The organism is Halococcus sp. PRR34, from assembly GCF_028617175.1.
GTDB classification, from domain to species: domain Archaea; phylum Halobacteriota; class Halobacteria; order Halobacteriales; family Halococcaceae; genus Halococcus; species Halococcus salifodinae.
Map to the genome: position 1 here is coordinate 16,685 of NZ_JAQJDA010000023.1, position 24,970 is coordinate 41,654.

A 24,970-nucleotide genomic window follows, 5' to 3' on the forward strand; every position below is an offset into this window, starting at 1 on the left:
CGGTAGCGAAGCGAAACGCCCAATTCCCGCTCGCGGAGAAGCGATGGTATGCACTCCGAACGCCAGCGCGACGACGGGCCATCGGACGCCCGTCTCGCCGGGGTTCGTCGGCTCGTGACGGCGTGTTTCGGTGGCCTGCTGAAGGGGCTACTCTACGCGCTCGGGTTGGTGTCGCCGCGCGACGAACGGCTCTGGGTGTTCGGCTGTAACGGCGGGACCCGCTTTGCCGAGAACTCGAAATATCTCTTCTTGCACGCCGCAAACGAACACGCGGACGAGGTTCGTCCGGTGTGGCTCTCTCGCCGCTGGGACATCGTCGGCGAACTGCGCGAACGCGGCTATGAGGCCCACCACGCCGACACGCTGTACGGGAAGTACGTCACGCTCCGCGCCGGCACCGTCTTCTTCACCCACTCGCTCAACGACGTCGTGATGTCGTGTGCGATCGGTGCGCGAGCGGTCAACCTCTGGCACGGCGTCCCCTTGAAGCGGGTTTCGCTCGACGACAGCTACTATCTCCAGCGGATGGGGTGGGCGAACCGACTCAAAACGCGGCTGCTCTATCGAAGCTACGATGACGTCGTGACCACCGCTGCGAGTCTCGTTCCGAAGTTCGCCTCGGCGTTTGCCACGAGCGAGGCGTCGGTCGTGTCTCTCGGCTACCCGCGCAACGACGCGCTCTTCGGGACCGTCTCCGGGGCGGACATCGGCTCCGATCCGACGATGCTCTCGCGGCTACGGGAGCTACGGGCCGACAACGACGTCGTGGCGTACGTGCCGACGTGGCGGGAAACCGGCGGCAACCCGATCGCGGACGCCGACATCGATCTCGCCGCACTCGATGCGTTCCTCGCCGAAGAGGGGGCAGTGTTACTCTGCAAGTTCCACCCGAGTACCGAGATCGCCTTCGACGACGGCGCGTACGACCGGATCGTTGCGGTGCCGGCGGGGCTCGACGTTCACGCGATGCTCCAGCACGTCGACTGTCTGCTGACGGATTACTCCTCGCTCTATTTCGATTTCCTGCTCCTCGATCGCCCGCTGGTGTTTTTCCCCTACGATCTCGAACGGTACGTGGCCCGAGACCGGGAGCTGTACTTCGAGTACGAGACGGTGACGCCCGGCCCCGTGGCGACCGACGGCGCTGAGCTCCACACGGCGATTACCACGGCGCTCGGCGACGACGATCCGTACGCTGCCGAGCGGAAACGGGTGCGCGATCGGTTCTTCGACGATCCCGACGGGAACGCCGCAGAGCGGGTGTACTCGTTCGTGCGTTCGGCCGGAGAGTAACGTATCGCCTGACGATTGCTGGCAGCCGCGGACCGAGCGCCGGCGGCACGCCGTCTCCGGGATTCCACAGTCATATAAACCGACACCGACATGGGAGGGACAATGACCGAGAACGACCACGCCGTCGTGCTCGCGGCAGGCATGGGGAGACGGTTGCAACCCCGTACTGACGATACACCGAAGACACTGCTGTCAGTCGGCGAAAAGCCCATTCTCGGCCACATCTTCGCTGCGCTTCGAGCGAACGACTACCGCCGCGTCACGATGGTCGTGGGCCACGAGGCCGCACGGATTCGCGACTACTGTGCTGACGTCTCGGCGTTCGAGATCGACTACATCGAAAACGAGCGCTACGCCGAGACGAACAACCTCTACTCACTCTGGCTGGCGCGCGAAACGCTTACAGACGGGTTCACGCTGGTCAACGCCGATACGCTGTTCTCGCCGGAGACCGTTGGCCGCCTCGTCGCCGCCACAGGGCCGACGCTGGTCATCGATCAGGAGAAGTCACTCGATGACGAGGAGATGACCGTCGCCATCGACGGCGGAACGGTCGTCGACATCGGCAAAGAGCTCGCTGCGGCCGACGGCGAGTACATCGGCCTCTGTAAGTTCGACGCCGAGAGCGCGAGACGGCTGGTCGAGACGCTCGGTGAGTTCATCGAGAACGAGGCGCTCGGCGAGTGGTACGAGCGCGCGTTTGCCGAACTGTTCGGCGACGTCTCGGTTGGCTGCGTCGCGCCAGTCGGCCCGTGGGTCGAAATCGACGACGCCGAGGACCTTCGTTCCGGACGGGAGCTGTACCGAACCGTCGAGGCCGACGGCATCGATGGCTGACGCTCCGGGACCGCGAGCGCCGAGCGCATGGCCGTCGCCGATGGTTGTCGCCCGACCGAGAGAACGAAGACGTTCTCACCCATCCGAGACGGGGCGAGAGCGATGAACGCCCGGCGGCTCGTTCGCTACGCTGTCGACGAACTCGCCACCCATTACGACGATGGACAGTGGTGGAAGGACCGTCTCGTCCAGCGAATCGTCCGGCCGTTCCAGACGCGGGTTCATCCGGGCGACGGTGGCATCGGGGTGATGGACGAGGAGTGGGATACGCTCGTGGTGCTCGATGCTTGCCGGGCCGATCTGTTCGAAACGGTTGCCGGCGCCGATGCGTTCGACGACTACCGCCGCGTCACTAGCCGTGGAAGCATGACCGCCGAGTGGGTTCGCCGGAACTTCGCCGACGAGTCGTTCGGTGACACGGTGTACGTTTCGGCCAACCCACACGTCTCGCTGGCCGCCGGCGACTCGTTTCACGAGCTCGTGGAAGTCTGGCGGACGGCGTTCGACGAGGACGAGCAAACCGTGCTCCCCGAGGCGGTCGTGGATGCCACGCTCGCGGCCCACGAGCGCCATCCCGACAAACGGCTCATCTGCCATTTCATGCAGCCACACTACCCGTTCGTGGGGTACGAGCGTCGGTTTACGGGCTGGCATCCCGACCGCATCGCCGGCCCCGAACGCCGGTCGCCGGATGCGGAGGACCCGTGGCAGGCCATCGAGCGGGGAACGGCCGATCGTGACGAGGTGTGGGCGGCCTACGCCGAGAACCTCGAACTCGTGCTCGAACACACGGCGGACCTCGCAGCGGAACTCGACGGGCGGACCGTGCTCACTACGGATCACGGCAACGCGATCGGTGAACGCGCGTGGCCACTCCCGCTGCGGCTGTACGGCCACCCCGAGGGGCTTCGACTGCCGGCGCTGGTGAGGGTGCCGTGGGCGACCATCGACGGCGAGCGACGGACAGTGGTCGACGAGGGCACTCACTCGGTGTCGGCCGCCGAGGGCGATGACGTCGAGCGACGACTGCGAGCACTGGGGTATCGCTGACCGATGCGGATCGGCCAGACCTCGATCATCGGCTTCGGTTCGCAGATCGTCTCGACCGCGGTCGGGTTTCTGGCGACACTGGCCATCGTGCGGGTCCTTGGCGACGACGTCTTCGGGACCTACACCGTCGTTATCTCGGTCGTGGTCTGGTTTCAGATCGTCGGCGATCTCGGGGTCCGCAAGGCTGTCAACAAGCGTCTCAGCGAAGCCGGTGACGACGATGCCTACCTGCTGGCGGGGGCCACGCTACAGTTGGCCGTCTTCGTCGTGATGGCGGTGCTGCTCGTCGTGGCGTGGCGGTTTGTGGGCGTGCTCCCCGAGCGACCGATCACGGACGCCATCGAGAACTACACGCCGTTCATCGTGCTGTTGTTGCTCGTGAGCATCGGCTACTCGTTTCTGCGTGCGGTGCTCAACGGTCGCCATCTGGTTCACGTCGCCGCGGTGCTCGGCTCGACCGAACGCTCGCTGCGGAGCGTCCTCCACCTCGGGGTCGTGTTCGTGGGGCTGGGCATCACGGGGCTGTTCTGGGGCTATGCGATCTCCGGGTTGGTGGCGACGCTCGCCGGGATCGCGCTTCTCGGGCGTGAGAGACCGCTCGGGATCACGCTCCCGGCCCGACAGCATTTCTCGCGGCTGGTGTCGTACGCCCGATACTCGTGGCTCGGCGGTATCGAGACGCAGGCGTTCAAATCGATGGATACGATCGTCCTCGGTGCGTTTTTGGCGGCGAATCAGACTGATCTCATCGCAGTCTACGAGGTGGGGTGGAACATCGCCTCACTGTTTGCGGTGTTCAGCACGGCGATCAGCAACGCGCTGTTCCCGGAAGTCAGCCAGATCGCGAGCACCGACGGGCCGGGCCGGGTGTCGGGACTCGTCGAGGACGCGCTCGCCTATGCCGGGCTGTTCGTCATCCCCGGCCTCGTCGGCGCGGCGCTTCTCGGCGATGCGATCCTTTCGATCTACAACCCGGCGTTCGCACGCGGTCACTGGGTGCTCGTGGTTCTCGTGATCGCCCGTCTGGTGTACGGATACAGCAACCAGTTCACTAACGCACTCAACGCCATCGACCGACCCGACGCCGCCTTCCGGGTCAACGGTGTGTTCATCGGTGCGAACCTCGTGCTCAACGTCGTTTTCGTCTGGCGCTACGGCTGGGGCGGGGCAGCGGTCGCCACAGCGATCTCGGCGGTGGTCTCGCTCCTCGTTGGCTACCGCGCACTGACCGCGGTCATCGACGTTCCCGTTCCGGTGCGAGAGCTCCTCAAACAGTGGCTCTCGGCGGCCGTGATGGGGATCGTGGTGCTCGGCGGTCGGATGGCCTTCGGCGCGTCGATCCCGGTTGCACTCGCACTCGCAGGCGTCGGTGCAGTGACGTACTTCACGGCGCTGTCGGTGGTATCCGAGCGGTTCCGAACCACGGTGCGTGACAATCTGCCCGACCAGTTGATCGACGTCATGCGGTAGTCACCACGAGCACTCTCGACGGGCGACCGTCGATCGTGATGCGGTGTTTGCCTACCGTCCGCCAGGGTACTTTCCGACACTCTCGTACTCCCAGATCAGCTCGAAGTAGCGCTGGAGCCCCGCGACGAACGATCCGTTCTCGGTGATCGCGGCCTGACGCAGGTGGTTGGGGATCTCGTCCTCCTGGACGAGCAAGATAGCGGTGCCGGTTTCGTAGTCCATGCTCGGATCGGCGAGCGTGCCCCGCCAGGGGAGCTGTTCGGTGCTGAATCGCAGTCCGACATCGGGAAACTCGTTCCGCAGTCGTTCGACGATGTCGGCCTGAATCGCGGCGTTCGATGCCGAGAGGTTGTCCGGATGGAGCACGAGCACGTCGACGTCGATCCCGCGTTCGAGTGCGTCGGCGAGCGCCGGCGCGACGGTGTCGAGGTACTCGAAGCTCTTCGAGAGAACCCGTATTTGACTACGGGCCTCGTGGTAGAGGCGTCTGGTTTCTGACTCGCTCGGCTCGCCGACGTCGACCACCGAGAACAGCTCCTCGGCGGGCGTGACGTCCTCGCTCGCTCGCTCGAATCGGGGTTCGAACTCGTCGAGGAACGCCTCGCGCCGGTCGTCGAGGTCCGTCCGAAATCCTTCGTAGTCCTGACGGCGGTTCTCGACCGCGCGATCGAGGATCGATTCGGGCGAGCGGGGCTGGTACCGTTTCGGGCGCTCGGGGATCACCTTCACGAACCCGCGGTCGGCGAGCGCGTCGAGCACACCGTATATCCGGGCCTTCGGGATGCCGGTGGCCTCGGCGAGCGTCGGCGCGGTCGTCCGTCCGAGGCTGAACAGCTCGGTGAGCGCACCCTCCTCGTATTCGGTGAGGCCAACCCGATCGAGCGTTCCAGTGGGATCGGCGTCAGTCATACCGACGATTCATCGGTCGGGGTTGTAACGCTGCCGGAGGCGCGTCGCGAGCGGCTGTGATGGGGCATATGACCGTCTCCGAGCGGTCACGACAGCTTTCGGAGCGGTGTGTCGTCTGTGATAACGAGCACCTCGTGGGTAGTGTTCGGATACGCAGATTCCATGCGACGGCGAACGATCGCAACCACTCGTCGGCAGTTGCTGGATCGGCGTGACTGAAACAGTTCGAGAACGAGGCGGTGCGTCGTTTTCCCTCGCGGAGGACACGTTCGACGCCGTTACGATTTCCGTGTCGTTCGGAGCGGAAATCGAGGCCGTCGGCGGCGGCCTGCTTCTCCAGCGTGTTCGCGATGAAGTAGCTCGCGTTGTCCAAGACGATCGCGAACTTTTCGCCGAACTCGTGGCATATCGCCCGGAGACAGTGCTTCGCGACCTCAGCATTGAACTGGTTCCGTGTGAGAGCCACGAACCGTTCGCCGTCGTCGGTGACGGCTCCGAGCATGTTTACCCTCCCACGAGCGCCCGAGACCGGCAGTTTTGGGGATGAGTTCACCGCGAATCAATCGGGCTTCTGGTTGGTTGCGACCGTTTGGAATGCTGACCGATCGCGACGATCCGATAGCCCTCTGCCTTCAGCGTCGGCCACTTTTTTTGAACTGGTTGTGCCAGTGTCGCTGCTCTTTTGGGTCGGCCTGATAGGCGATCGGCTGGGCTGTCTGGATCGACAGCCCGATCTTGTGCATCACGCGGTAGATGTGTGCGAGCGGGTACTCAACGCGGAAGTTCTCAGCGATAAACTCCCGGACAAGCGGCGGTTTCCAGGCTGGTGCGTCGACGCCAGCCTGGCTGATCAGGCTGGCGTGCGCTGCTCACGCCGCTACAGCGTCGCTGGCGGAGTGTCGCGACCTCTGCGAGTGGTTCGGCGTCAGCCGAACCCGTGCCACCATTCACCACTGGTACCAATCCTACGCCGACCACTACGATCAGGACTTCACCGCCGACCCGGATCGTATCGCCGCCGACGAGAAGCAGATCCAGCTCGCTGAGGAGGAGAAGGTGTGGCTCTACGCCGCTATCGATGTCGATTCGAAAGTCGTGCGTGAAGCACGACTTTCTCAAAATCACGGGATTGGGCCCGCAACGACGTCCTCTGCGAATTGAAGGAGGAGCACCGCTCGGAGACGCGGAGTTCCTCGTCGACGGTATGGGTTACCTGACGGCGCTGGCCAAGACCGATCTGCTGGGCGACCTCAACTACTCCGAGCGGAACATCGCCGAGAAGCTGTTCCAGACCTACACCATGCGTGTCGGCCGATTTCACGAAACCTGGAACGGCAGTCAGCCAAGCGCCGAACGCTGGCTGACTGCCGACACCGACTCCTACGATCACCTCAGAAACCACCAAACGCTGGAGAATCAAATCTCGCTCGAACTACTCGAACTGGAGAGCTCAATCTATCAGTGTCGCGACCTGAATACTGTATGAAAACGTGTACAATCGGTGGATGTACGAAAGCACACGAGTTCCGTTGGTGATCTCGATATCAATCACTGGCAGTCCCGCGCGAACGCCGCGATTTTGCCGCGTCCAACGTCCGGCATCGCGTCGCGACGACTGGACGGGTTTTTGTCGCTCCGCGCCGCAGGTCGCCCCAATGAGCGCGGAGCCAGACCACGATCCCGACGGCGATCCGGGTCATGATCACGATTACGAGGAACTGGGTCTCGTCGCAGGCCTCGAGATCCACCAGCAGCTCGACACCGACACCAAACTGTTCTGTGGCTGCCCGACCGATCGGCGCGAGCCCGACAACTCGACCCATCGGTTCCGCCGATACCTCCATCCCACGCGGAGCGAGCTCGGCGAGATCGACGTCGCCGCGCTGGAAGAGGCGAGCGTCGAGCGCGAGTTCGAGTATCTCGCGTTCGACTCCACCTGTCTGGTCGAAGCCGACGACGAGCCGCCGGGACGGATCGACAGCGAGGCGGTCGACGTGGTGCTCGAAATCGCCGCGCTGCTCGACATGACGCCGATCGACCAGGCCCACGTCATGCGGAAGCTCGTGATCGACGGCTCGAACACGGCGGGCTTTCAGCGTTCGGCGCTCGTCGCGGACGACGGCGCGATCGAGACCTCGGCGGGCACAGTTGAAATCGAGGACCTGATGCTCGAAGAGGAAAGCGCCGGACGGGTCGACGAGACCGAATCGGGCGTGCGGTACGCGCTCGACAGGCTGGGAATCCCGCTGGTCGAGATCGGCACTCGGCCCGACATCACCTCGCCCGCTCAGGCGAAGGAGGCCGCCGAACGCATCGGGATGTTGTTGCGCTCGACTGGTACTGTGAAGCGCGGGCTCGGGACCATCCGCCAGGACGTCAACGTCTCGATCGCGGAGGGTGCGCGCGTCGAGCTCAAGGGCGTCCAGAGTCTCGACGACATCGACGACATCGTGGCGGGAGAGGTCCACAGACAGGTCGAACTCCTCGCGATCCGTGACGAACTCGACGAGCGCGAGGCGGGCGTCGGCGAGCCCGTGGACGTGACCGACGTCTTCGCCGGGACGGACAGCAGCGTGATCGACGGCGCGCTCTCGGGCGACGGCCGCGCGATGGCCGTTCGACTGGAGGGGTTCGCGGGGCTCGTGGGCCACGAGATCCAGCCCGATCGCCGGCTCGGCACCGAGTTCGCCGACCACGCCAAACGCCACGGCGTCGGCGGCATCTTCCACACCGACGAACTCCCCGCCTACGGCGTGACCGAAAGTGAGGTCGACGCGCTCCGGGAGGCGGTCGACGCGAGCGAGGACGACGCGGTGGCGATGGTCGCCGCCGATCCCGAACCAGCCGCGGCGGCGATCGAGGCGGTCGCGGAGCGCGCCCGCGCGGCGATCGCGGGCGTCCCGGAGGAGACCCGCGGGGTCCAAGAAACCACTTCGGAGTACCTCCGTCCGCTTCCTGGCGCGGCGCGGATGTACCCCGAAACCGACGTTCCACCCGTCGAACTCGACATCGAGAACGTCGAACCCCCGGAGCTCCTGACCGAGAAAGTCGACCGCTACGAATCAGAGCACGATCTCGACGCCGGCCTCGCAGAACAGGTCGCGTACGGCCGGCGGATGGGGCTGTTCGAGGCGGCAGTCGAGCAGGGTGTCGATCCCACGCTCGCGGCCCAAACCGTCGAGAGCACCGTCACCGAGCTCCGGCGCGACGGCGTGCCGATCGAGCAGCTGGACGACGATCGCTTCCTCGACGCTTTCGCGCTGCTCACCGCCGGCGAGGTCACGACGGAGGGGCTGCCCGACCTCCTCGCGACGCTCGCCGAGAACCCCGACCTCTCGCCGGCGGAGGCAGCCGATCAGGAGGGACTCGGGAGTGCGGGCAACGAGGAAGTCCGCGAGATCGTCGTCGAGGTGGTCGAGCGCAACGCGGATCAGGTCGAGACGGAGGGAATGGGCGCGTTCTCCGGGCTGATGGGCGAGTGCATGGGCGCGCTCGGCGGTCGCGCGGAGGGCGACACCGTGAGCGAACTCCTCCGCGAAGAGATTCAGAAACGGGCCTGAGACGGCGTTTGGGCGGGTTTTTCGATTCGATTTAGAGATTCAGCGCCCCTCGAACTCGGGGTCGCGGTCCTCGCGGAAGGCGGCGGTGCCTTCGGCCACGTCGTCGGTCCCCATCAGAATCGAGAAGCCCTGGCGTTCGAGCGTGAGGGCGGCGTCGAGGTCGGCGTCCGCGCCCTCGTTCATCACCTTCTTCGCGACTTCGAGGCCGACGGGCGGCCCGTTCACGATGTCGGCGAGGACTTCTTCCATGGCGTTGTCGAGCTCGTTGGCCGGCACCGCACGGTTGATCATCCCCCAGTCGGCTGCGGTCGCGGCGTCGATCTGGTGGCCGCGGAAGACGAGTTCCTTCGCGCGCGCGGCACCCACGAGCCGGGTGAGTCGCTGGGTCGCGCCGCCGCCGGGGATCAGGCCGAGTCCGATCTCGGGCTGGCCGAATTTGGAGCCCTCGGTCGCGATCCGCATGTCACACGCGAGCGCGAGTTCGTGGCCGCCGCCGAGGCAGAACCCCTCGATCTTCGCGATGACAGGACGAGGAAACTCCGCGACGGTCTCGTAGGTCGGCGTCGCCCGGAGCACGTCGGCGGGCTCGGTGTCGGCGAACCCGGTGACGTCCGCGCCGGCCGAGAACGCGCGCTCGCCCGTGCCTTCGATGGTGACGCAGCGAAGCTCGTCGGGATCAGTAGTGGAAAGGAGGTGGTCGATTTCTTCCAGAAGGTCCTGTGAGAGCGCGTTCAACCGTTCGGGCCTGTCGAGTTCGATCGCGAGCACGCCCCGGTCGTCGATCTCGTAGTTCAGGTCGTGATACGTCCGCTCGTCGCCGTCGCCGTGGGAGTAGAACCCCTGCCCGGCGTCCGCGCCGGTCTTCCCGCTCTCGCCGAGTTCGACGAGGTAATCGGCGGGCGCGAACCGCTCCTCGCCGGTCTCGTCGTGGAGCGCTTCGAGCTTCTCGATGATCCGATCGAGTCCGATGTCGTCGGCACGCCGGCACGGGCCTTCGGGGAACCCGGCACCGAGGCGCATTCCGGTGTCGATCGCTTCCGGGGTCGCGACGTCCTGCCCGATGAGCTTCGCGGCCTCGTTCACCATCTGCGCCTCGACACGAAGCGTATCGAACCCCTCGCCATCCCCGGGTTCGTAGTCGGCTCCCTCTCCTTCTTCGTAGTCGTAGTAGCCCTTGCCGGTCTTGCGGCCCAGCTCTTCGGCTTCGACTTTCTCCTCGATCAGCGGCGGGTTCTCGATCCCGGCCTCCTCCCGTACTGAATAGCCGATGTCGATCCCGGTCAGGTCGCCGAGCTCGAACGGTCCCATCGGGTAGCCCCGCTGATGGACCATCGCGGCGTCGGCTTCCTGGATGGTGGCTTCACTATTTGAAACCATCCACGCCGGCTCGACCATGAACGGTCCCAGCACGGAGTTGACCACGAACCCCTGGACGTCCTTCCGGACGTAGATCGGGGTCTTATCGAGCGATTCGACGAACGCGTGGGCAGCTTCGGCGGTCTCGTCCGACGTCCGCTCGCCGTAGATGACCTCGACGAGGTCCATCTTGACTGGGGGGTTGAAGAAGTGGGTGCCGACCACGCGTTCGGGATCGTCGACGGCGGTGGCGATCTCGGTGATCGAGAGCGACGAGGTGTTCGAGGCGAGGATCGCGTCGTCGGGTGTGAAATCGTCGAGTTCACCGTAGATCTCCTGTTTGAGCGCCATTCGCTCGGGCGCGGCCTCGATCACGAGATCGACGTCACCGACCGCGGTCTCCAGGTCGGTCGTGATGTCGATCCGATCGAGCACGTCGTCGGCGGATTCGTCGATCCGGCCCTTCTCGTCGAGTTTGTCGAGGCTCCACTCGATGTCCTCGTAGCCCGAGTCGACGAACTCTTCTTCGACATCACGCATCGTCACGTCGTAGCCCGCGATCGCGACGACTTCGGTGATGCCGTGGCCCATGTTGCCCGCGCCGAGCACCGCGACACGCTCGATCTCACTGGCGTCCATACAGACGAACCCACCCGGCACGGAGTTAACTCCATCGCCACTGGTCAGCGAATCCCGGAACACACTCATCATTGTTAAGCAATGGTCGGGGCGGAACGACTGATTCCGGGCCACCCGCCATCCCTTCGTGGGTCCGGCCTGTCGACTCTCTGCAACCGACCCCGAACCCGTTCGGGCCCAGCCAATCAAGACGCACCGACCTGTCGCTTCACGAACTGCACCATCCGGAACTTTTATGAACAATGTGTCCTAGTCACGGACTACCAATGGTTAACAATGGTAACGAATCGAACGGTGAGAGCGGCAACGACCCATCGGCGGACGATGGACGCAGCAGTCCCTCGGCTGACGAGGGAGACAGCAGTCGGCGGACGTTCCTGAAGGCGACCGGCGGTGCAGCGGTCGGGGCGGCGGTTGCGGGTTGTCTCAGCCTCGGTGGCGGCGACGGCGGTGGTTCCAGCGGTGATGGTGGCTCCGGCGGTGACGGCGGCTCCGGTGGCGGTTCCGGAGGTAGCGGCTCCGATTCGGGCGGTAGCGACAACGGTTCCGGTGGGAGCGGTGGCACCGGCTCCAGTGACAACGGCTCCGGCGGTGGTGGCAATGGGACCGACGGCGGCAGCGGCAACGCATCGGGTGGTGGCTCCGGCGGGAGCGCCGATATCGAGGGTCCGATCACGATCGGGGCGCTGGCCCCGAACCCCGAAAACGATCCCATCGGTGGCTCGATCGTCAACGGCGCGGAGCTCGCGGTCGCGGAACTCAACGAAAACGGCGGGATCGGGGGCGCGGAGGTCGAGCTGGCGGTCGGAAACACCGAGGAAGATCCGTCGACCGGTCAGCAGCGCTACCGTGAGCTCGTGCTGAACCAGGAGGCAGACCTCACGACCGGCGTGTTCACCAGCGAGGTCCTCCTGAACATCATGGACGACATCGCCCAACAGCAGACGGTCCACATTACGGCCGGTGCGGCGAGCACGGAGGTCTCGGCGATGATCGCGGAGAACTACGAGCAGTTCAAATACCACTTCCGGGCGGGTCCGCTCAACGACCTCGACCTCGGCCGGAACATGATCGACTTCGGGAAGGCCAACTTCGAGGCGATGGGCTGGAATTCGACGTATGCGATGGTCGAGGACTACACGTGGACCGAGCCGATTTCGGAGCTGTTCAACGAGAGCCTCGGCGAGGTCGGCGTCGAGGTGGGGGGCAATCAGCGCTACGCGAGCGGGACGACGAACTTCGGACCGCTGTTCGACGACGTCGAGAGTGCGGACGTGAGCGGGATGTTCACCGCAATGGCCCACACGGGAACCGAGGCGGTCGTCCAGTGGGCCAAACAGCAGCGGCCGTTCGGCTTTGCGGGCATCCACGTCCCGATGCAGCTTCCTTCCTACTACGAGTCGGTCAACGGGGCCTGTCTCTACGGCGTGACCCAGACCTCCGCGACGCCACAGAGCGAGGTCACCGAGAAAACCCAGCCGTTCGTGGAGGCTTACAACGAGGAGTACGACAGCTATCCAGTTTATACTGGGTACATCGCGTACGACGCGATCAAACTCTACGCCGCGATGGTCGAGCAGACGGGCACGACCGACGCCGACGAGCTGGTGTCGGCGATGGAAGAGGCCTCGTTCACCGGGACGACGGGCAACCTTCAGTTCTACGGGCGCGACGAGGACCACCCCCACGACCCGATCTACAGCGAGGACGCCATCTACCCGGTGTTCCTCCAGTGGCAGGAGGGCGAGGACGGCGGCGGGGTCCAGGAAGTCATCTGGCCCGAACAGTACAAGACCGCCGACTACCAGCCGCCTGCCTGGATCTGATCGATGGTCGATGTCGCCAACATCCTCATCAACGGGGTGGTGATCAGCTCGCTGTACGCGCTGGTCGCGATCGGCTTTACGATGATCTTCGGCGTCGGCGGGACCATCAACCTCGCACACGGAGCGGTCATCACGATCGGCGCGTTCGCCGCTTACTACGTCACGACGGCGGGCTTTGGGATCTGGGCGGGCGTGCTCGCGGCGATCGCGGTCCCGGCGCTGTTCAGCGTGCTCCTCTACAAGGGGTTCGCCGAGCGCCGCAGCGACAACGTCATCGTGGTGATGATACTCACACTCTTGGCCTCGATCGTCGTCGAGGAGGTCATCCGGATCGTCGAGGGGAGCCAGCCCCGGGCGATCCCCACGCTCGTCGCGGGTAACACCGAGATCCTCGGCAACGCTGTCCAGAACAATTTGTTGGTGGCGGTCGTGCTCTCGTGGGTGCTTATCGGTGGGCTGTTCGCGTTCATCAACTACACGAGCACGGGGAAGGCGATCCTCGCGACCAGCATGAGCCCGCGTGGCGCGGCGCTGGTCGGGATCGAGAGCGACCGGATCAACCTCTATACGTGGGCGATCGCTGGCGTTCTTGCGGGGTTGGCCGGCCTCTTTCTCGGGTCCTACCAGACCGCGAACTGGGCGATGGGGCGCGAGCCGCTGATCCTCTCGTTCTCGATCGTGGTGCTCGGTGGACTCGGCTCCATTCGTGGGAGCCTGGTGGCGGCGTACGTCATCGGCTTCCTCGAAGTCATCACCACCTCCGCGATCGACCCGCGGCTCAGCGGGCTCGCCGGTCTCGTGATCCTCGTGCTCGTCCTCCTGGTGCGTCCCGAAGGCCTGTTCGGCCGGGAGCTCGCGGAGGCGTAGATGGCGGACGAAAACCTCTCCGGCGAGACGGTCGAGAACCCGTCCGCGACGACCGACGAGCCGTCGCTGTTCGCGTCGCTTCTCGCTCCACGCTATCTCGTGGGGCTCCTCGGCGTCGTGGTGTTCGCCCTCCTCCCGTTTCTCGGCGTGTCGACGACCCAGCTCCTCGTGCTCATCGGCGCGCTGTACTTCGGCCTGTTCGCGATGAGCTGGGACACGGTGTCGGGGTACACCGGCGAGATCAGCTTCGGCCACGCGATCTTCTTCGCGGTCGGGGGGTACACCTCGGCGCTGCTCAACCTCGGCCACGGTGTCCCGCCGACGCTCTCGATCCCTGCCGGGGTCGTGCTCGCGGCGGTCGCGGGCGTGCTGATCGGTGTGCCCGCACTCCGACTCCGCGGGCCGTATCTCTCGCTCGTGACCCTGGTCGCACCGCTGATCCTGCTCCAGACGTTCATCGTCTACGGCGGGATCTTCGGCGGCGAGCTCGGACTGAGTTCGCCCGCGAGCCTCGTCACCGCCGACGAGTTCGAGCTGGTGGTCGTCGCGAACTACTACATCGCGCTCGGCCTCTTTCTCGCCGTCATGCTTGCGCTCCTCCTCCTCATGCGTTCGGGACTCGGCTCGGTACTGACCGCGATCCGGGAGGACGAGGACGCGGTCGCGGCGGCGGGACTCGACGTGGCGAAGTTCAAGGTGTTCGCGTTCGTGCTGAGCGCGGCCGTCGGCGGGCTCGCAGGCGCGATGTTCGTCCACACCCCCGTCGGCAGCCCTCAGCCGAGCCAGCTCCTCGGCCTGATCGTGAGTATCGAGGTGCTGATCGCGGCGATCCTCGGCGGGATGGGGACGATCGTGGGCGCGGGGCTCGGCGGCGTGTTCTTCTACTTCACCAACGATCTCCTGAACCAGCAGGACGCCACCATTCCCCTCGTCGACGTCGGTGTCAACGAGGCCAGCCTGCTGCTGTTCGCGCTGCTGGCGATGGTGATCGTCTACTTCCTGCCCCAGGGCATCTTCCCGTCGGCGATCCGAGCCGGCCGGCGTGGGCTGCGGCGCGCCCGCGGAGGCGAAACCGTCGCCACCGATGGCGGTCGTGGTCCCGACGAAGCCACCGAGGGCAGCGACGCGACGAACCCCATCGAACAGACGGCCGAACGGTATCGGCGCGCACTCGACGCACTGAACGATCGGTTCGACGGCGGTGAGAACGAATGAGTACTGAATCGAACGCCGACGCCACGAACGACCGCGCGACGAACGAAGCACAAACCGATGAGAGCGAGCCTGACGGGCCGACGACTGCCGAGCGCGAGCCCCAAACGGAGGCCGCGAGCGACGCCTACGGGCCGGACGACGGGCTCCTCGTCCTCCAGAACGTCACCAAACGCTTCGGCGGTCTCACCGCGGTCGACGATCTCTCCTTCGCGGTCGAGGAGGGCGAGATCCTCGGGTTCATCGGGCCGAACGGCGCGGGGAAGTCGACGACGTTCAACTGCGTCACCGGGGTCTATCCGCCCACCGCCGGGACAGTTCACTACGACGGCGAGGACGTCACCGGCACTGCGGCCCACGGAATGGTGAAACGCGGCCTCGCGCGCACGTTCCAGTCGTTCCGCCCGCTCGAAGACCGCTCGGTGCTCGACAACGTCGCGCTCGCACTCACGCCGGATAGACTGTTCTCGCTGTCGGGCTTTCGCGGGGGGTTGCGCGAACAGGCCCGGGCGATCTGCGAGCGGGTCGGGCTCGGCGATCGTACCGAATTATCGCCGAGCGAGCTCCCCCACGCCGGGCTCCTCCGGCTCGAACTCGCCCGAGCGCTCGCGACCGATCCCGATCTCCTCCTGATCGACGAGCCGTTCGCCGGACTCTCCGGTGGTGAGGTCGAGGACGTCTCCGGGCTCCTCACCGAGCTTCGCGAGGAGGGACTGACCCTGGTGGTGGTCGATCACAACATGCGCGGGCTGCTCTCGCTGATCGATCGGGCGATCGTGATTCGGTTCGGCTCGAAGCTCGCCTCGGGCACGCCCGAGGAGATCCGGGCGAACGAGGAGGTTCAAGAGGCGTACCTCGGAGGAGGGCTATGAGCACAGACACCGACGCCGCCGGCGATTCCGACGGCACCACGCGAACGGACGAGGCCGACAGCGGCGAGCGAACCGACCGCGAAGCCGGAGACGAGACCACGCTCGCGATCGAGGACCTCCAGGTCTCGTACGGCAAGGTGGCTGCGCTCCGCGGGATCGATCTCCAAGTGGGAAGCGGCGAGATCGTCTCGGTGATCGGCCCCAACGGCGCGGGGAAGACGACGCTTGCCGAGACCGTCTCTGGGTTTCACGCCTACGAGGGTAGCGTTCGTTACTACGACACCGAGGTCTCGACGCGCTCGACGAGCGACCTCGTGAGCGAGGGGCTGATCCACTGCACCGAGGAGCGCGACCTCTTCGGCCACATGAGCGTCGCCGACAACCTCTCGCTCGGCACCTTTCGACGCGGGAACGCCGACGAGCGCCGGTCGTTCGTCTACGATCTCTTCCCCGTGCTCGAAGAGCGCGCCGACCAGCACGCCCGGACGATGAGCGGGGGCGAACAGCAGATGCTCGCCATCGGCCGGGCGCTGATGAGTTCACCCGACCTCCTCGTGCTCGACGAACCCACGCTCGGCCTCGCACCCGTGGTGCTAGACGACATCAGCGACGGCCTCGACCGCATCCAGGACGCCGGTGTCACGATCCTGCTCTGCGAGCAGAACGTGACCTTCGCGATGGACCACGCCGACCGGATCGCGCTGCTCGAAAACGGTGAGATCGTCCGCGAGGGCGCACCGGCAGAACTCCGCGAGGACGAGTACATCCACGACGTCTACCTCGGTGGATAGTCGGGGACCTCCCGCACCGAAACGGATTCCTGGGGGATTACGATCGGTAACTCTCGTCGGCACAGAATCAACCACTGGTTCGTTGCGGGGCAACGCTTTAGCCGGCGGGCGTCCACGTCCCACGAGAAACCATGACAAATCTCGTCACGAACGTCGAATCCACGGCGACAGAACATCCCGAGGAAACCGCGATTCACTACGACAGGGCCGAGCTGAGCTACGAAGAGTTCTGGTCGCGGACGGGGGCGTTCGCCGCCGGGCTCACGGAGGCGGGCATCGAGTCGGGCGATCGGGTCGGGATCTATCTTCCAAATCTCCCGCAGTTCGTGATCGCCTTCCACGGCGCGCTCCGGGCGGGCGCGGTCGTGGTGCCGATGAACCCCCAGTACAAATCCCGCGAGATCGATCACCTCCTCTCGGACAGCGGTACCGAGGTGGTCGTCACGCTCTCGGATCTCGTCCCGATCGTGGAGCAAGTCCGCGACAACACAGCCGTCGAACACGTCGTCAGCGTCGGTGGTGAGGCCGAGGGCGCGACACCGTTTGGAGAGTTCCTCGTCGAGGCCGCTCCCGCAGTGGCCGAACGGGCGGACGACGACGTGGCGGTCCAGCCGTATACCTCGGGGACGACCGGCCAGCCGAAGGGCGTCCTCCTGACCCATCAAAATCTCGCCTCGAACGCACGGATGGCGATGGACCTTCTTCCTGGTGGGACCACCGCCGACGACCGCTCGCTGGGCGTGCTCCCGCTCTTTCACATCTACGGGATGACGGTCGTCATGAACACCTCGCTGTTCGCCGGCGCGGCGTACTACCCACTGCCGGAGTGGGACGCACAGACCGCGCTCGGGCTAGTCGATTCGGAGGAGCTCACCATCATGCAGGGTGTGCCCGCGATGTACAACGACGTCATCAACCAGCCGAACGTCGACGAGTTCGATCTCTCGTCACTCCGGTTCGTGAACTCGGGCGGGAGTAGCCTCCCGGTCGAGGTGCTCCGGCAGTTCGAGGCACAGTTCGGGATCGAACTCTACGAGGGATACGGCTTGACCGAGACCTCGCCGGTGACGCACTTCAACAGCCCCGACGCGCGACGGGTCGGCAGTATCGGCCAGTCGCTGCCGGGGGTCGATTCGATGGTGGTCGACGAGAACTTCGAGCCAGTCGAACCGGTCGCGGAGGGGCCGGTCGACGAGGACGAGACCGACCTCGATGCGATCACCGGTGAACTCGTGATCGCGGGACCGAACGTAATGGCTGGGTACCACGACCGACCCGAGGCCAACGAGGAGGTGTTCACCGAACGCGACGGCAAACGGTGGTTCCACACCGGCGATATCGGCTACAGTGACGAGGACGATTTCTTCTACATCGTCGACCGGGAGAAGCACGTCATCGTCACCGGCGGCTACAACGTCTACCCCCGCGAGGTCGAGGAGCTGCTGTTCGAACACCCCGACATCGCCGACGCTGCGGTAGTCGGCATCTCCGACGAGCGCCGCGGTGAGACCGTGAAGGCGTTCGTCGTGCCGGTACCCGATAGCGACGTTACTGGCGAGGAAATCAAGGAGTACTGCCTCGACAGTCTCGCGGAGTACAAACATCCCCGCGAGGTCGCATTCATCGAGGAGCTTCCGCGGACGACTACCGGGAAGGTCCAGAAGTTCGAGCTCCGCGGGCGTGAGAGCGACGAAGCGGAGGCGGCCGAATGAGCGACGGAGCGGGCGGTGAGCCGACGGGCGACGAGCCGGTGGTACTCGACGTTGCGGACGGGGTCGCGACGCTGACGCTGAACCGCCCGGAGATGCGCAACCCACTGACCAGCGAGATCGCGCGCGGGATCATCGACGCGGTCGAGCGCCTCGAAGACCGCGATGCGCGGTGTCTCGTGGTTCGCGGTGCGGGCGGCGCGTTCTCGGCCGGTGGCGACGTCAACGCGATGGCCGAGCGGCTCGCGGGCGAGACCACGCTCGACGAGGCAGTTCAGCGGATCACTCAGGAGACCAGTCGTGCGGTGAAGCGCGTCGCGGAGTGCCCGCTGCCGACGGTCGCGCTGATCGACGGCGTGGCGTTCGGTGCGGGTGCAAACCTCGCCATCGCCTGCGACCTCCAGGTCGCGAGCGCTGAGGCGAGAATCAGCTTCGGCTTCCGGCAGGTCGGCCTCGCGGTGGATTCGGGAACCTCCTACTTCCTGCCGCGGATCGTGGGCGAGAACACGGCGAAAGAACTCGTCTTCACCGGCGAACTCGTCGAAGCGGATCGTGCGGAGTCACTCGGGCTGTTCACTCACGTCTATCCCGGAGAGTCGTTCGACGATCGCGCGGACGAGTTGATCGAGCAGATTGCCACGGGGCCGACGGTGGCGCTCCGGACCTCGAAGCGACTCATCCGGCAGGGCTTGAACGACTCGCTCGATCAGGCGATGGAAAACGAGGCCGCCGCTCAGGCTGCGGTGTTCGAGACGCACGACCACCGCGAGGGCGCGGAGGCGTTCATGGCGAACGAGGAGCCGGAGTTCGAGGGCCGGTAGCTCGCGATTTGGCTGTTTGGTTGTGGCCGGCGGCTGCGGTAGCGGGGCGGGCCTGGCGTCTCGACGAACGGAGTGAGTCGAGGCTCAGGAGAGCTTCGCTCTCCTGGTGGATGAAGGGCGAGATCACGAACGGAGTGAGTGATCGAGGGCTTCGGCGGTGCGTGGGGTTGCGGTCGGTTGTATTGTCCGCGCGAGCGAAGCGAGCGCGGTTCGCCGTGAACGAGCGCCGGAGTTCCCGCGAGCCGAAGGCGAGCGGGAGCACCGAAGAGCTTGCTCTTCCGGAGGCGCGAGTGAGCGGGTGTTCTTAGTCCAGTTTTTTACAAGGAGTGGTGGGCGAGCGAAGCGAGCGCACCCGACGCAGTAAAAAAGTGGTCCGAAAGCACTAATCCACCCGCGGTGGGAGTGGGGGTATGGCTGACGACGACAACGGCGAGGACGAGGACGAACCGGTCGTCGAACTCGGCGAGAGCGAATCGATCGAGGGGGTCCCGCTGTCGCGGGCGACCTCGCGACTGACGTGGGGGATGGAGAAATCACGGCTCGAACGCCGGATCGGCGACACCGAGATCCGGACGCCGGACGGGCCACGGCGGATCGACGACGTGCTCGACGAGATCGACGAGACGTACTTCGAGCGCCGCCAGGAGTTCGAGTCCCACGTCGACGAGGTCGTCGGCACCGGGCCGGTGCCGACCGCGGACGAGTAGGTCGTGGCGGTCCGCACGTTCGAGCGGTTCCGACTCTCGTGGGTGCAGGTGTCGCTGCTGTGGGGCGGCGTCCTCGCGATCGTGTGGATGGCCTGGAACGACGCCGCAGGCAGTACCGGACTGTGGGCGCGCACCGCTCGCGACGCGATCGTGTATCTCGCCGGGCCGGGTGTACTCGCGTGGCTGTACGGCGAGCGATTGGGATGGCGCGTCGATCGCGAGGCACTGCGGAACACCCTTTTGCTCGCGCTGTTCGTGCTCCCCTTTTATCTCGTGGGATCGTCGCTGCCGTCCGTGCGGGCGTACTACCCGATGTGGGGGACGAGCGCGGCGCTTGGGGCCTTTCTCCCGCACGCCGTTGGCCAGTTCGTGATCGTGATCGCAGCCGAGACGTACTTCCGTGGGCTGCTCTGTGTCGGCGTTCGCGAACTCGGTCCGAAGAGCGTGTTCATCAGTCCCGTGCTCTACGCGCTCCAGCACGCCGCGAAACCACCGATCGAACTGCTGCTCTCGGGGCCGACCGACGTGCTGTTCGGCGCGGTCGACTACCGGAGCGGCTCGATCCTTCCCTCGGTCGTGGCCCACGGCCTCGGACTCACGCTGCTCGACTGGCTCGTGCTCCATCCGCCGTTGCTTTCGCCCGAACGGGTCGTCGGCTGGCTGCGATGGCTTCCGGTGCCGGTCTGACTTCGGTCCCAGGGGTGATTCCAAGGCGGTCACGGACTTCTCGTGGAAGGGCGACGCACCCTTTCGCGTCGACTTTGGGCATGTTCACACGATATGTGGGGTGGAAAAACGCTTCCGGGTGCACCGAGCGTTATTCGGATCGATCGCCCTCGGCGTCACGCTCTTCGATGATCGCCGCCGCAACGTCACGGACGCGCTGTTGGTGGGCTGCCGAGGTGTGCGCGTTCTGGGCGGCATCGAGCTGGTCGTCGACGATCGCGTTCTGCTGTGGGCCCCACACTTCGGGTGGCTCCGATTCGATGTACGCTACCCACCGCTTGATCGCCTCGATGCGCTGCTCCCGGTCGTTCTCGTGTTTCGCATCGAGTCGGTCACGCACGTTCGAGTCGGTCATACTCACCCTCCACGTCGAGTCGTCGTACCCACTCTTCGAGCCGCGCGGTGCTAAGGTTTTCCCGGAAACTCGTGTAGCAATGGACGGCGTCCTCGATGTCTTTCGTGCCCCCAGGTAGAGCGTGTCGGCGATCTGGAGTTCGAGCGATCCGATCGGGAGTCGCTTACTGTCGATCCGTGTTTGGACAGCTGTGGCTTGCGATGGAAAAATGTCATATCCTGGATGGAAGAAGCGACATCACCTCCCAAACGACTCGCGTCGGATTCTTCGAGGAGAACGTGTGCGATTCGTAGGCATACTCCACTTCGGAGTTGTTCCGCTCTTGGAAGTGTCCCCACCCCTCAACGTGTGGATTGGGTTCGTGATGCCAGCCGAAGTCCCTCCCCGTATCATCACTGTAATGGAACGAAAACTCCGGGTAGGCATCCGTCGTCTCGCCTGCGAACCAGCGCACCGTGAGTGTGGCATCGTCCACGTTTCGTCCGAGTCGGTCGGGTTCCACATCCGCGACGACGTGGTTGTGTACGTCCGGCGGAAATCCTCGGACTGTCGAAATCGCTGGATGCCGTTCGAGTTCGCGTCGGATCCCACGAAGTGCCCTGTGGGAGGCTGCTGCCGAATCGTACGAGCGATCGCCACCATGCATGGGCTTACGCCGTGGCCCTATCGTCGCGGCTGTATGTCGCGTAGTTCTCGATGGCATCCTCGACGATCGTGAGGCGATACCTGGTGAGTTCCCACTCGCTTGCAGTCGTTCGAATCTCGCTGGTCCGTTCGACCTGGTCGGTCTGCCCAGCACGTTCGCGGAGCGTTTCCGGAGCGTCGACGTCGTATTCCTCGCGCCACGTCTCGATTCGTTTCTGGAGATCCGATTTGAGCCCGATGAGGCCATCGTGGTCGTACTCTTCGAGGAGGTCACGGAGCGTCCGTATCCGGACGTAGAGCGGATCGGGCGTGTACAGCGCCGTCCCTTCGCGGTCGGTCTTCAGGAGGACGTTCATCTCGACGAGTCGTTCGAGATGGCTGCGAGCCGTGTTCTCCGCAACGAGGGCCTCGTCTGCGATGGCTGATGCCGATCGAGGCTGTGATACCGCCTCCGCGACTGACCGAACCCTATCGAACGCGCTCGTGTGTTCTTTCCACGCTTCGATACCGGGTGCGTTGTCTGCCATATCACCTCTTGGCACCTCACATCAATAAATCTATCCTAGAATAGAATAATCTACCCTCGGTCGGGGCGGGACCCGCTCTCGGCTGTCGTCTGCGGTGCGAACGCGGCCGGCTGCTCTTCGGTCGTGGTCTCGCTATTGCCATCCGAATCGATATCGGGAGCGTCGACCGGCCAACGAGGCGTTATTACTCGTCGAGGTCGGGGTATTGGGGCGGTGCAGTGCCCTGTTTGTCGACGACAGCAGAGTCACCATCCAGCGACCCCGAACGGGTTTCCTGGAGTTCGATGTAGTGTTCCCAGCTATCGCCCATGTCGAACACGTAGGTCAGCGATCCCAACTGCTCGGGGTCGATCTCCTCGATCGTTGTTTCGGTAGCGTTGCCTTCCGACGGTGGGTCGGATTGTAGGTCTCGGAACCGATCCTTCGCTTCCTCGGACATATCCTCGGGAACGGCCTGCTCGATGAATCGCTCGATCTGGTCGTTGTCCATCGGTGCCCAGCTTGACCCGCCATCATAGAGTTGGGGATGGACGTAGCTTCGAGTGGAGATGCCGTCCTCGTCGCGGGTGAGAAACTCGTAGGTATGGGCCTCCCAGCGGTCGAACGCCTCGAATATCACCTCGTGAAACTCGTCCAACGTCTGTGAGCCGTCTACCTCGATGTCGCGCCAGACTTCCTCGTCGGGTTCGAACTCCAGCGGCGGGTGTGGTAACAACCAGACACGGAACACGTAGCTGGTCATACAAAGTGCTTTGAACAGCAGGACTGTCAGTGTTGCCCCGATGATCAACCGGAACCCCGCCGGTCAGTCGATCCCGACAGCAGTGCCGTTGTTCCAGTCGATTCGAGCCAGTGCATCCGGCAACTGCTGCAATCGAGTTTCAACAACTGCCATCGGATGCTCATCGATGAACACTGCTGATTCGTGATCGATCGTAGTTTCACCCTGATTCACCTGTCGAGGGACGGGCCCGAGATCCGGATGGTCATCGTCTTGGTGCCACCCAACCAGTACGTTCCTGTCGGGTTCGATCCAGTTGAACCAGTACCATTCGTGGGACCGATGGTTTGGAAGCTGAAATCCAACCTCAATTCGCGCAGTTGTCACGTGTAAAGAACGACCATGGGTTGACGTGGCGCAGGATGTTGCTTCGGGCCGCCGAGGAGCTTGAAGACGGTTGATACCAGCCATGTAGCCGCCAGTGGCGCTCGGACCCACGGCTGTAGTCCTGTCTCTTACCCACAAATCCTATCGTCGAGTTCGTCGAGAGTGTGGCCAAGATGCAGAGTGGTTCACGGACCTGGCGACCCGATGTAGACGATGGGGGCGAATTGCGTGAAACGGATGTCTCTGGCTGGGTTCGGAATGAGTTTCGGTCAGCCGATTTTGGTGACGAGCGTCTCACTGATCGATTGATTCAGGTTGGAGATCGGCTCGGCAGGGCACCTGCCGAGTCGATCCCAAACGCCTGCGAGGACTGGGCCTCCACAAAGGCTACGTACCGATTTTGCGATAACGAGCGTGTGGACTCAGACGAGATTCTCTCCGCTCACAAGCGAGAACAACGCTCACGTGTCCGCGACAAGGAAGATCTCTTAGTCGTCTCTGACACAACTGAACTTGTCTTCCCCAGACATCCGTCGAAGGAAGGACTCGGCGATATCGGCAACTCCACCACGGATCTCGAAGGTGTCAAAGTTCACTCGACGATCGGAGTTGATCCACAGACACACTGCATGACTGGGGTCATTGATCAGCAGTCGCTGATCGAGGACCAACAGGCCAGCACCAAACACGATACGAATGGGAAAGGTGAGCCGATCGAATTAGAGAGCGAACAGAAAAAGTGGATCCGTGGGGACAGGCAAGCCAGTGACTGGCTTGCCGAAGAGGTTTATCCGATTTACATCCACGACCGAGGAGCCGACGCATTTGCCTTCTACCGCGAAGTAACGGATGAAGTAGACGCTGGATTCATCATCCGTGCGAGCCAGAATCGCTGTATTCAGACGCCGTCCGAGACGGACGGGCGTCTGATGGACTGGAGCGAAACCCTCCCTGAGCAAGGCCGCACGACTATCCAGATCGAACAAGGGGGTGGAAGAAAAGCCCGAGAGGCTGAACTAGCCGTCAAAGCCGGATCCTGTGAGTTGCTTCCTCCACAGAACCATCCAACTCAGACCTCACCAGTGGAGGTACACGTCGTGAGAATCGACGAACTTGGAAATGACGACGATCCGATTCAGTGGGTGTTGCTCACCACTGAATCGGTCGCTGAGTTGAGTGACTCGCTGACCGTGGTAGATTACTACCGTGCTCGATGGACGATCGAAGACTGGCACAAGGTGCTGAAAACCGGATGCCGGATCGAAGAACGCCGCCTCGAAACGTGGGAGCGTATGGAGGTCTTGATGAGTGTCTACTCGGTAATTGCGTGGAAGGTCCTGGAGTTGCGAGAGTTTGCTCGGGGAGAATCGAACTCCTCACCTGATGTACTCTTGACTGAGACTGAGCGGACAATTCTGGAAACGAAATTTCCAGAATTGACCGCCAACGGAGCCAAAGCGTACGCAATTGCAGTTGCAAAGGTGGGCGGCTACCTCGATCGTGGCTCTGATCCTCCCCCTGGTTGGGAGACGATGTGGAAAGGCCTCAAGAAACTCCAGACTTGGGCGGAGGGATACGAACTGCACTCCTGAGACTTATGGGTAAGAGACAGGGCTGTAGTCGTGGGCTTCCGCTTGCCTACTGTCAGTGCTCCCCAAAACGGTCAATGCACGCCCGGCCCGTAGTGGGC

At 64.2% G+C, this 24,970-nt stretch carries 23 protein-coding genes and 1 pseudogene; 16 read left to right on the forward strand and 8 right to left on the reverse strand.

Annotation, left to right across the window (positions count from 1 at the left end; all coding sequences use genetic code 11):
* Window positions 1-48: 48 nt before the first annotated feature.
* The 4 genes from PHA81_RS18020 to PHA81_RS18035 all read left to right on the forward strand — a co-directional run bounded on the left by PHA81_RS18020 (window position 49) and on the right by PHA81_RS18035 (window position 4,650).
* Window positions 49-1,293 (forward strand): CDP-glycerol glycerophosphotransferase family protein, encoded by a 1,245-nt coding sequence (locus PHA81_RS18020; RefSeq protein ID WP_005038592.1) that lies wholly within the window; start codon window positions 49-51, stop codon window positions 1,291-1,293.
* Between the two features lie 102 nt (window positions 1,294-1,395).
* Entirely contained in the window at window positions 1,396-2,130 is a 735-nt protein-coding gene (locus PHA81_RS18025; RefSeq protein ID WP_005038591.1) for a phosphocholine cytidylyltransferase family protein, read from the forward strand.
* 102 nt (window positions 2,131-2,232) lie between these two features.
* Window positions 2,233-3,180, forward strand: coding sequence for a hypothetical protein (locus PHA81_RS18030; RefSeq protein ID WP_273837978.1), 948 nt, complete (start codon window positions 2,233-2,235; stop codon window positions 3,178-3,180).
* Between the two features lie 3 nt (window positions 3,181-3,183).
* Window positions 3,184-4,650 (forward strand): polysaccharide biosynthesis C-terminal domain-containing protein, encoded by a 1,467-nt coding sequence (locus tag PHA81_RS18035; RefSeq protein WP_273837980.1) that lies wholly within the window; start codon window positions 3,184-3,186, stop codon window positions 4,648-4,650.
* Window positions 4,651-4,701: 51 nt separating this feature from the next.
* Here the strand turns inward: PHA81_RS18035 and PHA81_RS18040 are convergent, their stop codons facing one another.
* The 3 genes and pseudogenes from PHA81_RS18040 to PHA81_RS18050 form a co-directional block, all read right to left on the reverse strand.
* Complete coding sequence (locus PHA81_RS18040) at window positions 4,702-5,559, reverse strand: helix-turn-helix domain-containing protein (RefSeq protein ID WP_005038586.1); 858 nt, start codon at window positions 5,557-5,559, stop codon at window positions 4,702-4,704.
* Window positions 5,560-5,707: 148 nt separating this feature from the next.
* Window positions 5,708-6,112 (reverse strand): annotated as a pseudogene (locus PHA81_RS18045) (transposase); the annotation flags it as partial.
* Window positions 6,113-6,191: 79 nt separating this feature from the next.
* The gene (locus PHA81_RS18050; protein WP_337958941.1) at window positions 6,192-6,413 is read right to left on the reverse strand and encodes a winged helix-turn-helix domain-containing protein; all 222 of its coding nucleotides are present in this window, start codon (window positions 6,411-6,413) and stop codon (window positions 6,192-6,194) included.
* A gap of 350 nt (window positions 6,414-6,763) precedes the next feature.
* On the opposite strand from PHA81_RS18050, the gene PHA81_RS18055 reads away from it, so the two are divergent.
* Window positions 6,764-7,045, forward strand: coding sequence for a hypothetical protein (locus PHA81_RS18055; RefSeq protein WP_273837982.1), 282 nt, complete (start codon window positions 6,764-6,766; stop codon window positions 7,043-7,045).
* Window positions 7,046-7,214: 169 nt separating this feature from the next.
* Window positions 7,215-9,119: a Glu-tRNA(Gln) amidotransferase subunit GatE gene (gene gatE / locus PHA81_RS18060; protein ID WP_273837984.1), complete on the forward strand. Its 1,905-nt coding sequence runs from the start codon at window positions 7,215-7,217 to the stop codon at window positions 9,117-9,119.
* Window positions 9,120-9,158: 39 nt separating this feature from the next.
* Here gatE and PHA81_RS18065 read toward each other — a convergent pair whose 3' ends face one another.
* On the reverse strand, window positions 9,159-11,114 hold the full coding sequence (locus PHA81_RS18065) for a 3-hydroxyacyl-CoA dehydrogenase NAD-binding domain-containing protein (RefSeq protein WP_049909756.1): 1,956 nt from the start codon (window positions 11,112-11,114) through the stop codon (window positions 9,159-9,161).
* A 266-nt stretch (window positions 11,115-11,380) separates the two neighbouring features.
* On the opposite strand from PHA81_RS18065, the gene PHA81_RS18070 reads away from it, so the two are divergent.
* The 9 genes from PHA81_RS18070 to PHA81_RS18110 all read left to right on the forward strand — a co-directional run bounded on the left by PHA81_RS18070 (window position 11,381) and on the right by PHA81_RS18110 (window position 20,606).
* Window positions 11,381-12,940: an ABC transporter substrate-binding protein gene (locus PHA81_RS18070; RefSeq protein ID WP_273837988.1), complete on the forward strand. Its 1,560-nt coding sequence runs from the start codon at window positions 11,381-11,383 to the stop codon at window positions 12,938-12,940.
* 3 nt (window positions 12,941-12,943) lie between these two features.
* Entirely contained in the window at window positions 12,944-13,807 is an 864-nt protein-coding gene (locus PHA81_RS18075) for a branched-chain amino acid ABC transporter permease (protein ID WP_273837989.1), read from the forward strand.
* Window positions 13,808-15,022: a branched-chain amino acid ABC transporter permease gene (locus PHA81_RS18080; RefSeq protein WP_005038575.1), complete on the forward strand. Its 1,215-nt coding sequence runs from the start codon at window positions 13,808-13,810 to the stop codon at window positions 15,020-15,022. It abuts the gene before it with no gap.
* Window positions 15,019-15,891, forward strand: a complete 873-nt coding sequence (locus tag PHA81_RS18085) for an ABC transporter ATP-binding protein (RefSeq protein ID WP_005038573.1) — start codon at window positions 15,019-15,021, stop codon at window positions 15,889-15,891. The genes PHA81_RS18080 and PHA81_RS18085 overlap by 4 nt, the downstream gene beginning before the upstream one ends.
* On the forward strand, window positions 15,888-16,682 hold the full coding sequence (locus PHA81_RS18090; RefSeq protein WP_273837991.1) for an ABC transporter ATP-binding protein: 795 nt from the start codon (window positions 15,888-15,890) through the stop codon (window positions 16,680-16,682). The genes PHA81_RS18085 and PHA81_RS18090 overlap by 4 nt, the downstream gene beginning before the upstream one ends.
* 131 nt (window positions 16,683-16,813) lie before the next feature.
* A complete protein-coding gene (locus PHA81_RS18095) occupies window positions 16,814-18,394 on the forward strand; it encodes a long-chain fatty acid--CoA ligase (protein WP_273837993.1) in 1,581 nt (526 codons plus the stop codon).
* Window positions 18,391-19,212 (forward strand): enoyl-CoA hydratase-related protein, encoded by an 822-nt coding sequence (locus tag PHA81_RS18100; RefSeq protein WP_273837995.1) that lies wholly within the window; start codon window positions 18,391-18,393, stop codon window positions 19,210-19,212. The genes PHA81_RS18095 and PHA81_RS18100 overlap by 4 nt, the downstream gene beginning before the upstream one ends.
* Before the next feature lie 410 nt (window positions 19,213-19,622).
* Window positions 19,623-19,919 carry a DUF5789 family protein gene (locus tag PHA81_RS18105; RefSeq protein ID WP_005038567.1) on the forward strand — a complete coding sequence of 99 codons (297 nt, stop codon included), beginning with the start codon at window positions 19,623-19,625 and terminating at the stop codon, window positions 19,917-19,919.
* A 3-nt stretch (window positions 19,920-19,922) separates the two neighbouring features.
* Window positions 19,923-20,606, forward strand: a complete 684-nt coding sequence (locus PHA81_RS18110) for a CPBP family intramembrane glutamic endopeptidase (protein WP_273837997.1) — start codon at window positions 19,923-19,925, stop codon at window positions 20,604-20,606.
* 130 nt (window positions 20,607-20,736) lie between these two features.
* On the opposite strand, the gene PHA81_RS18115 is transcribed toward PHA81_RS18110, so the two are convergent.
* The 4 genes from PHA81_RS18115 to PHA81_RS18130 all read right to left on the reverse strand — a co-directional run bounded on the left by PHA81_RS18115 (window position 20,737) and on the right by PHA81_RS18130 (window position 22,914).
* On the reverse strand, window positions 20,737-21,000 hold the full coding sequence (locus tag PHA81_RS18115) for a hypothetical protein (RefSeq protein ID WP_273837999.1): 264 nt from the start codon (window positions 20,998-21,000) through the stop codon (window positions 20,737-20,739).
* Window positions 21,001-21,211: 211 nt separating this feature from the next.
* Window positions 21,212-21,475 (reverse strand): hypothetical protein, encoded by a 264-nt coding sequence (locus tag PHA81_RS18120; protein ID WP_273838001.1) that lies wholly within the window; start codon window positions 21,473-21,475, stop codon window positions 21,212-21,214.
* A 175-nt stretch (window positions 21,476-21,650) separates the two neighbouring features.
* On the reverse strand, window positions 21,651-22,172 hold the full coding sequence (locus tag PHA81_RS18125) for an ArsR family transcriptional regulator (protein ID WP_273838003.1): 522 nt from the start codon (window positions 22,170-22,172) through the stop codon (window positions 21,651-21,653).
* Between the two features lie 184 nt (window positions 22,173-22,356).
* On the reverse strand, window positions 22,357-22,914 hold the full coding sequence (locus PHA81_RS18130; RefSeq protein WP_273838006.1) for a hypothetical protein: 558 nt from the start codon (window positions 22,912-22,914) through the stop codon (window positions 22,357-22,359).
* A gap of 539 nt (window positions 22,915-23,453) precedes the next feature.
* On the opposite strand from PHA81_RS18130, the gene PHA81_RS18135 reads away from it, so the two are divergent.
* On the forward strand, window positions 23,454-24,872 hold the full coding sequence (locus tag PHA81_RS18135) for an IS4 family transposase (protein WP_273838033.1): 1,419 nt from the start codon (window positions 23,454-23,456) through the stop codon (window positions 24,870-24,872).
* Window positions 24,873-24,970: the final 98 nt, after the last annotated feature.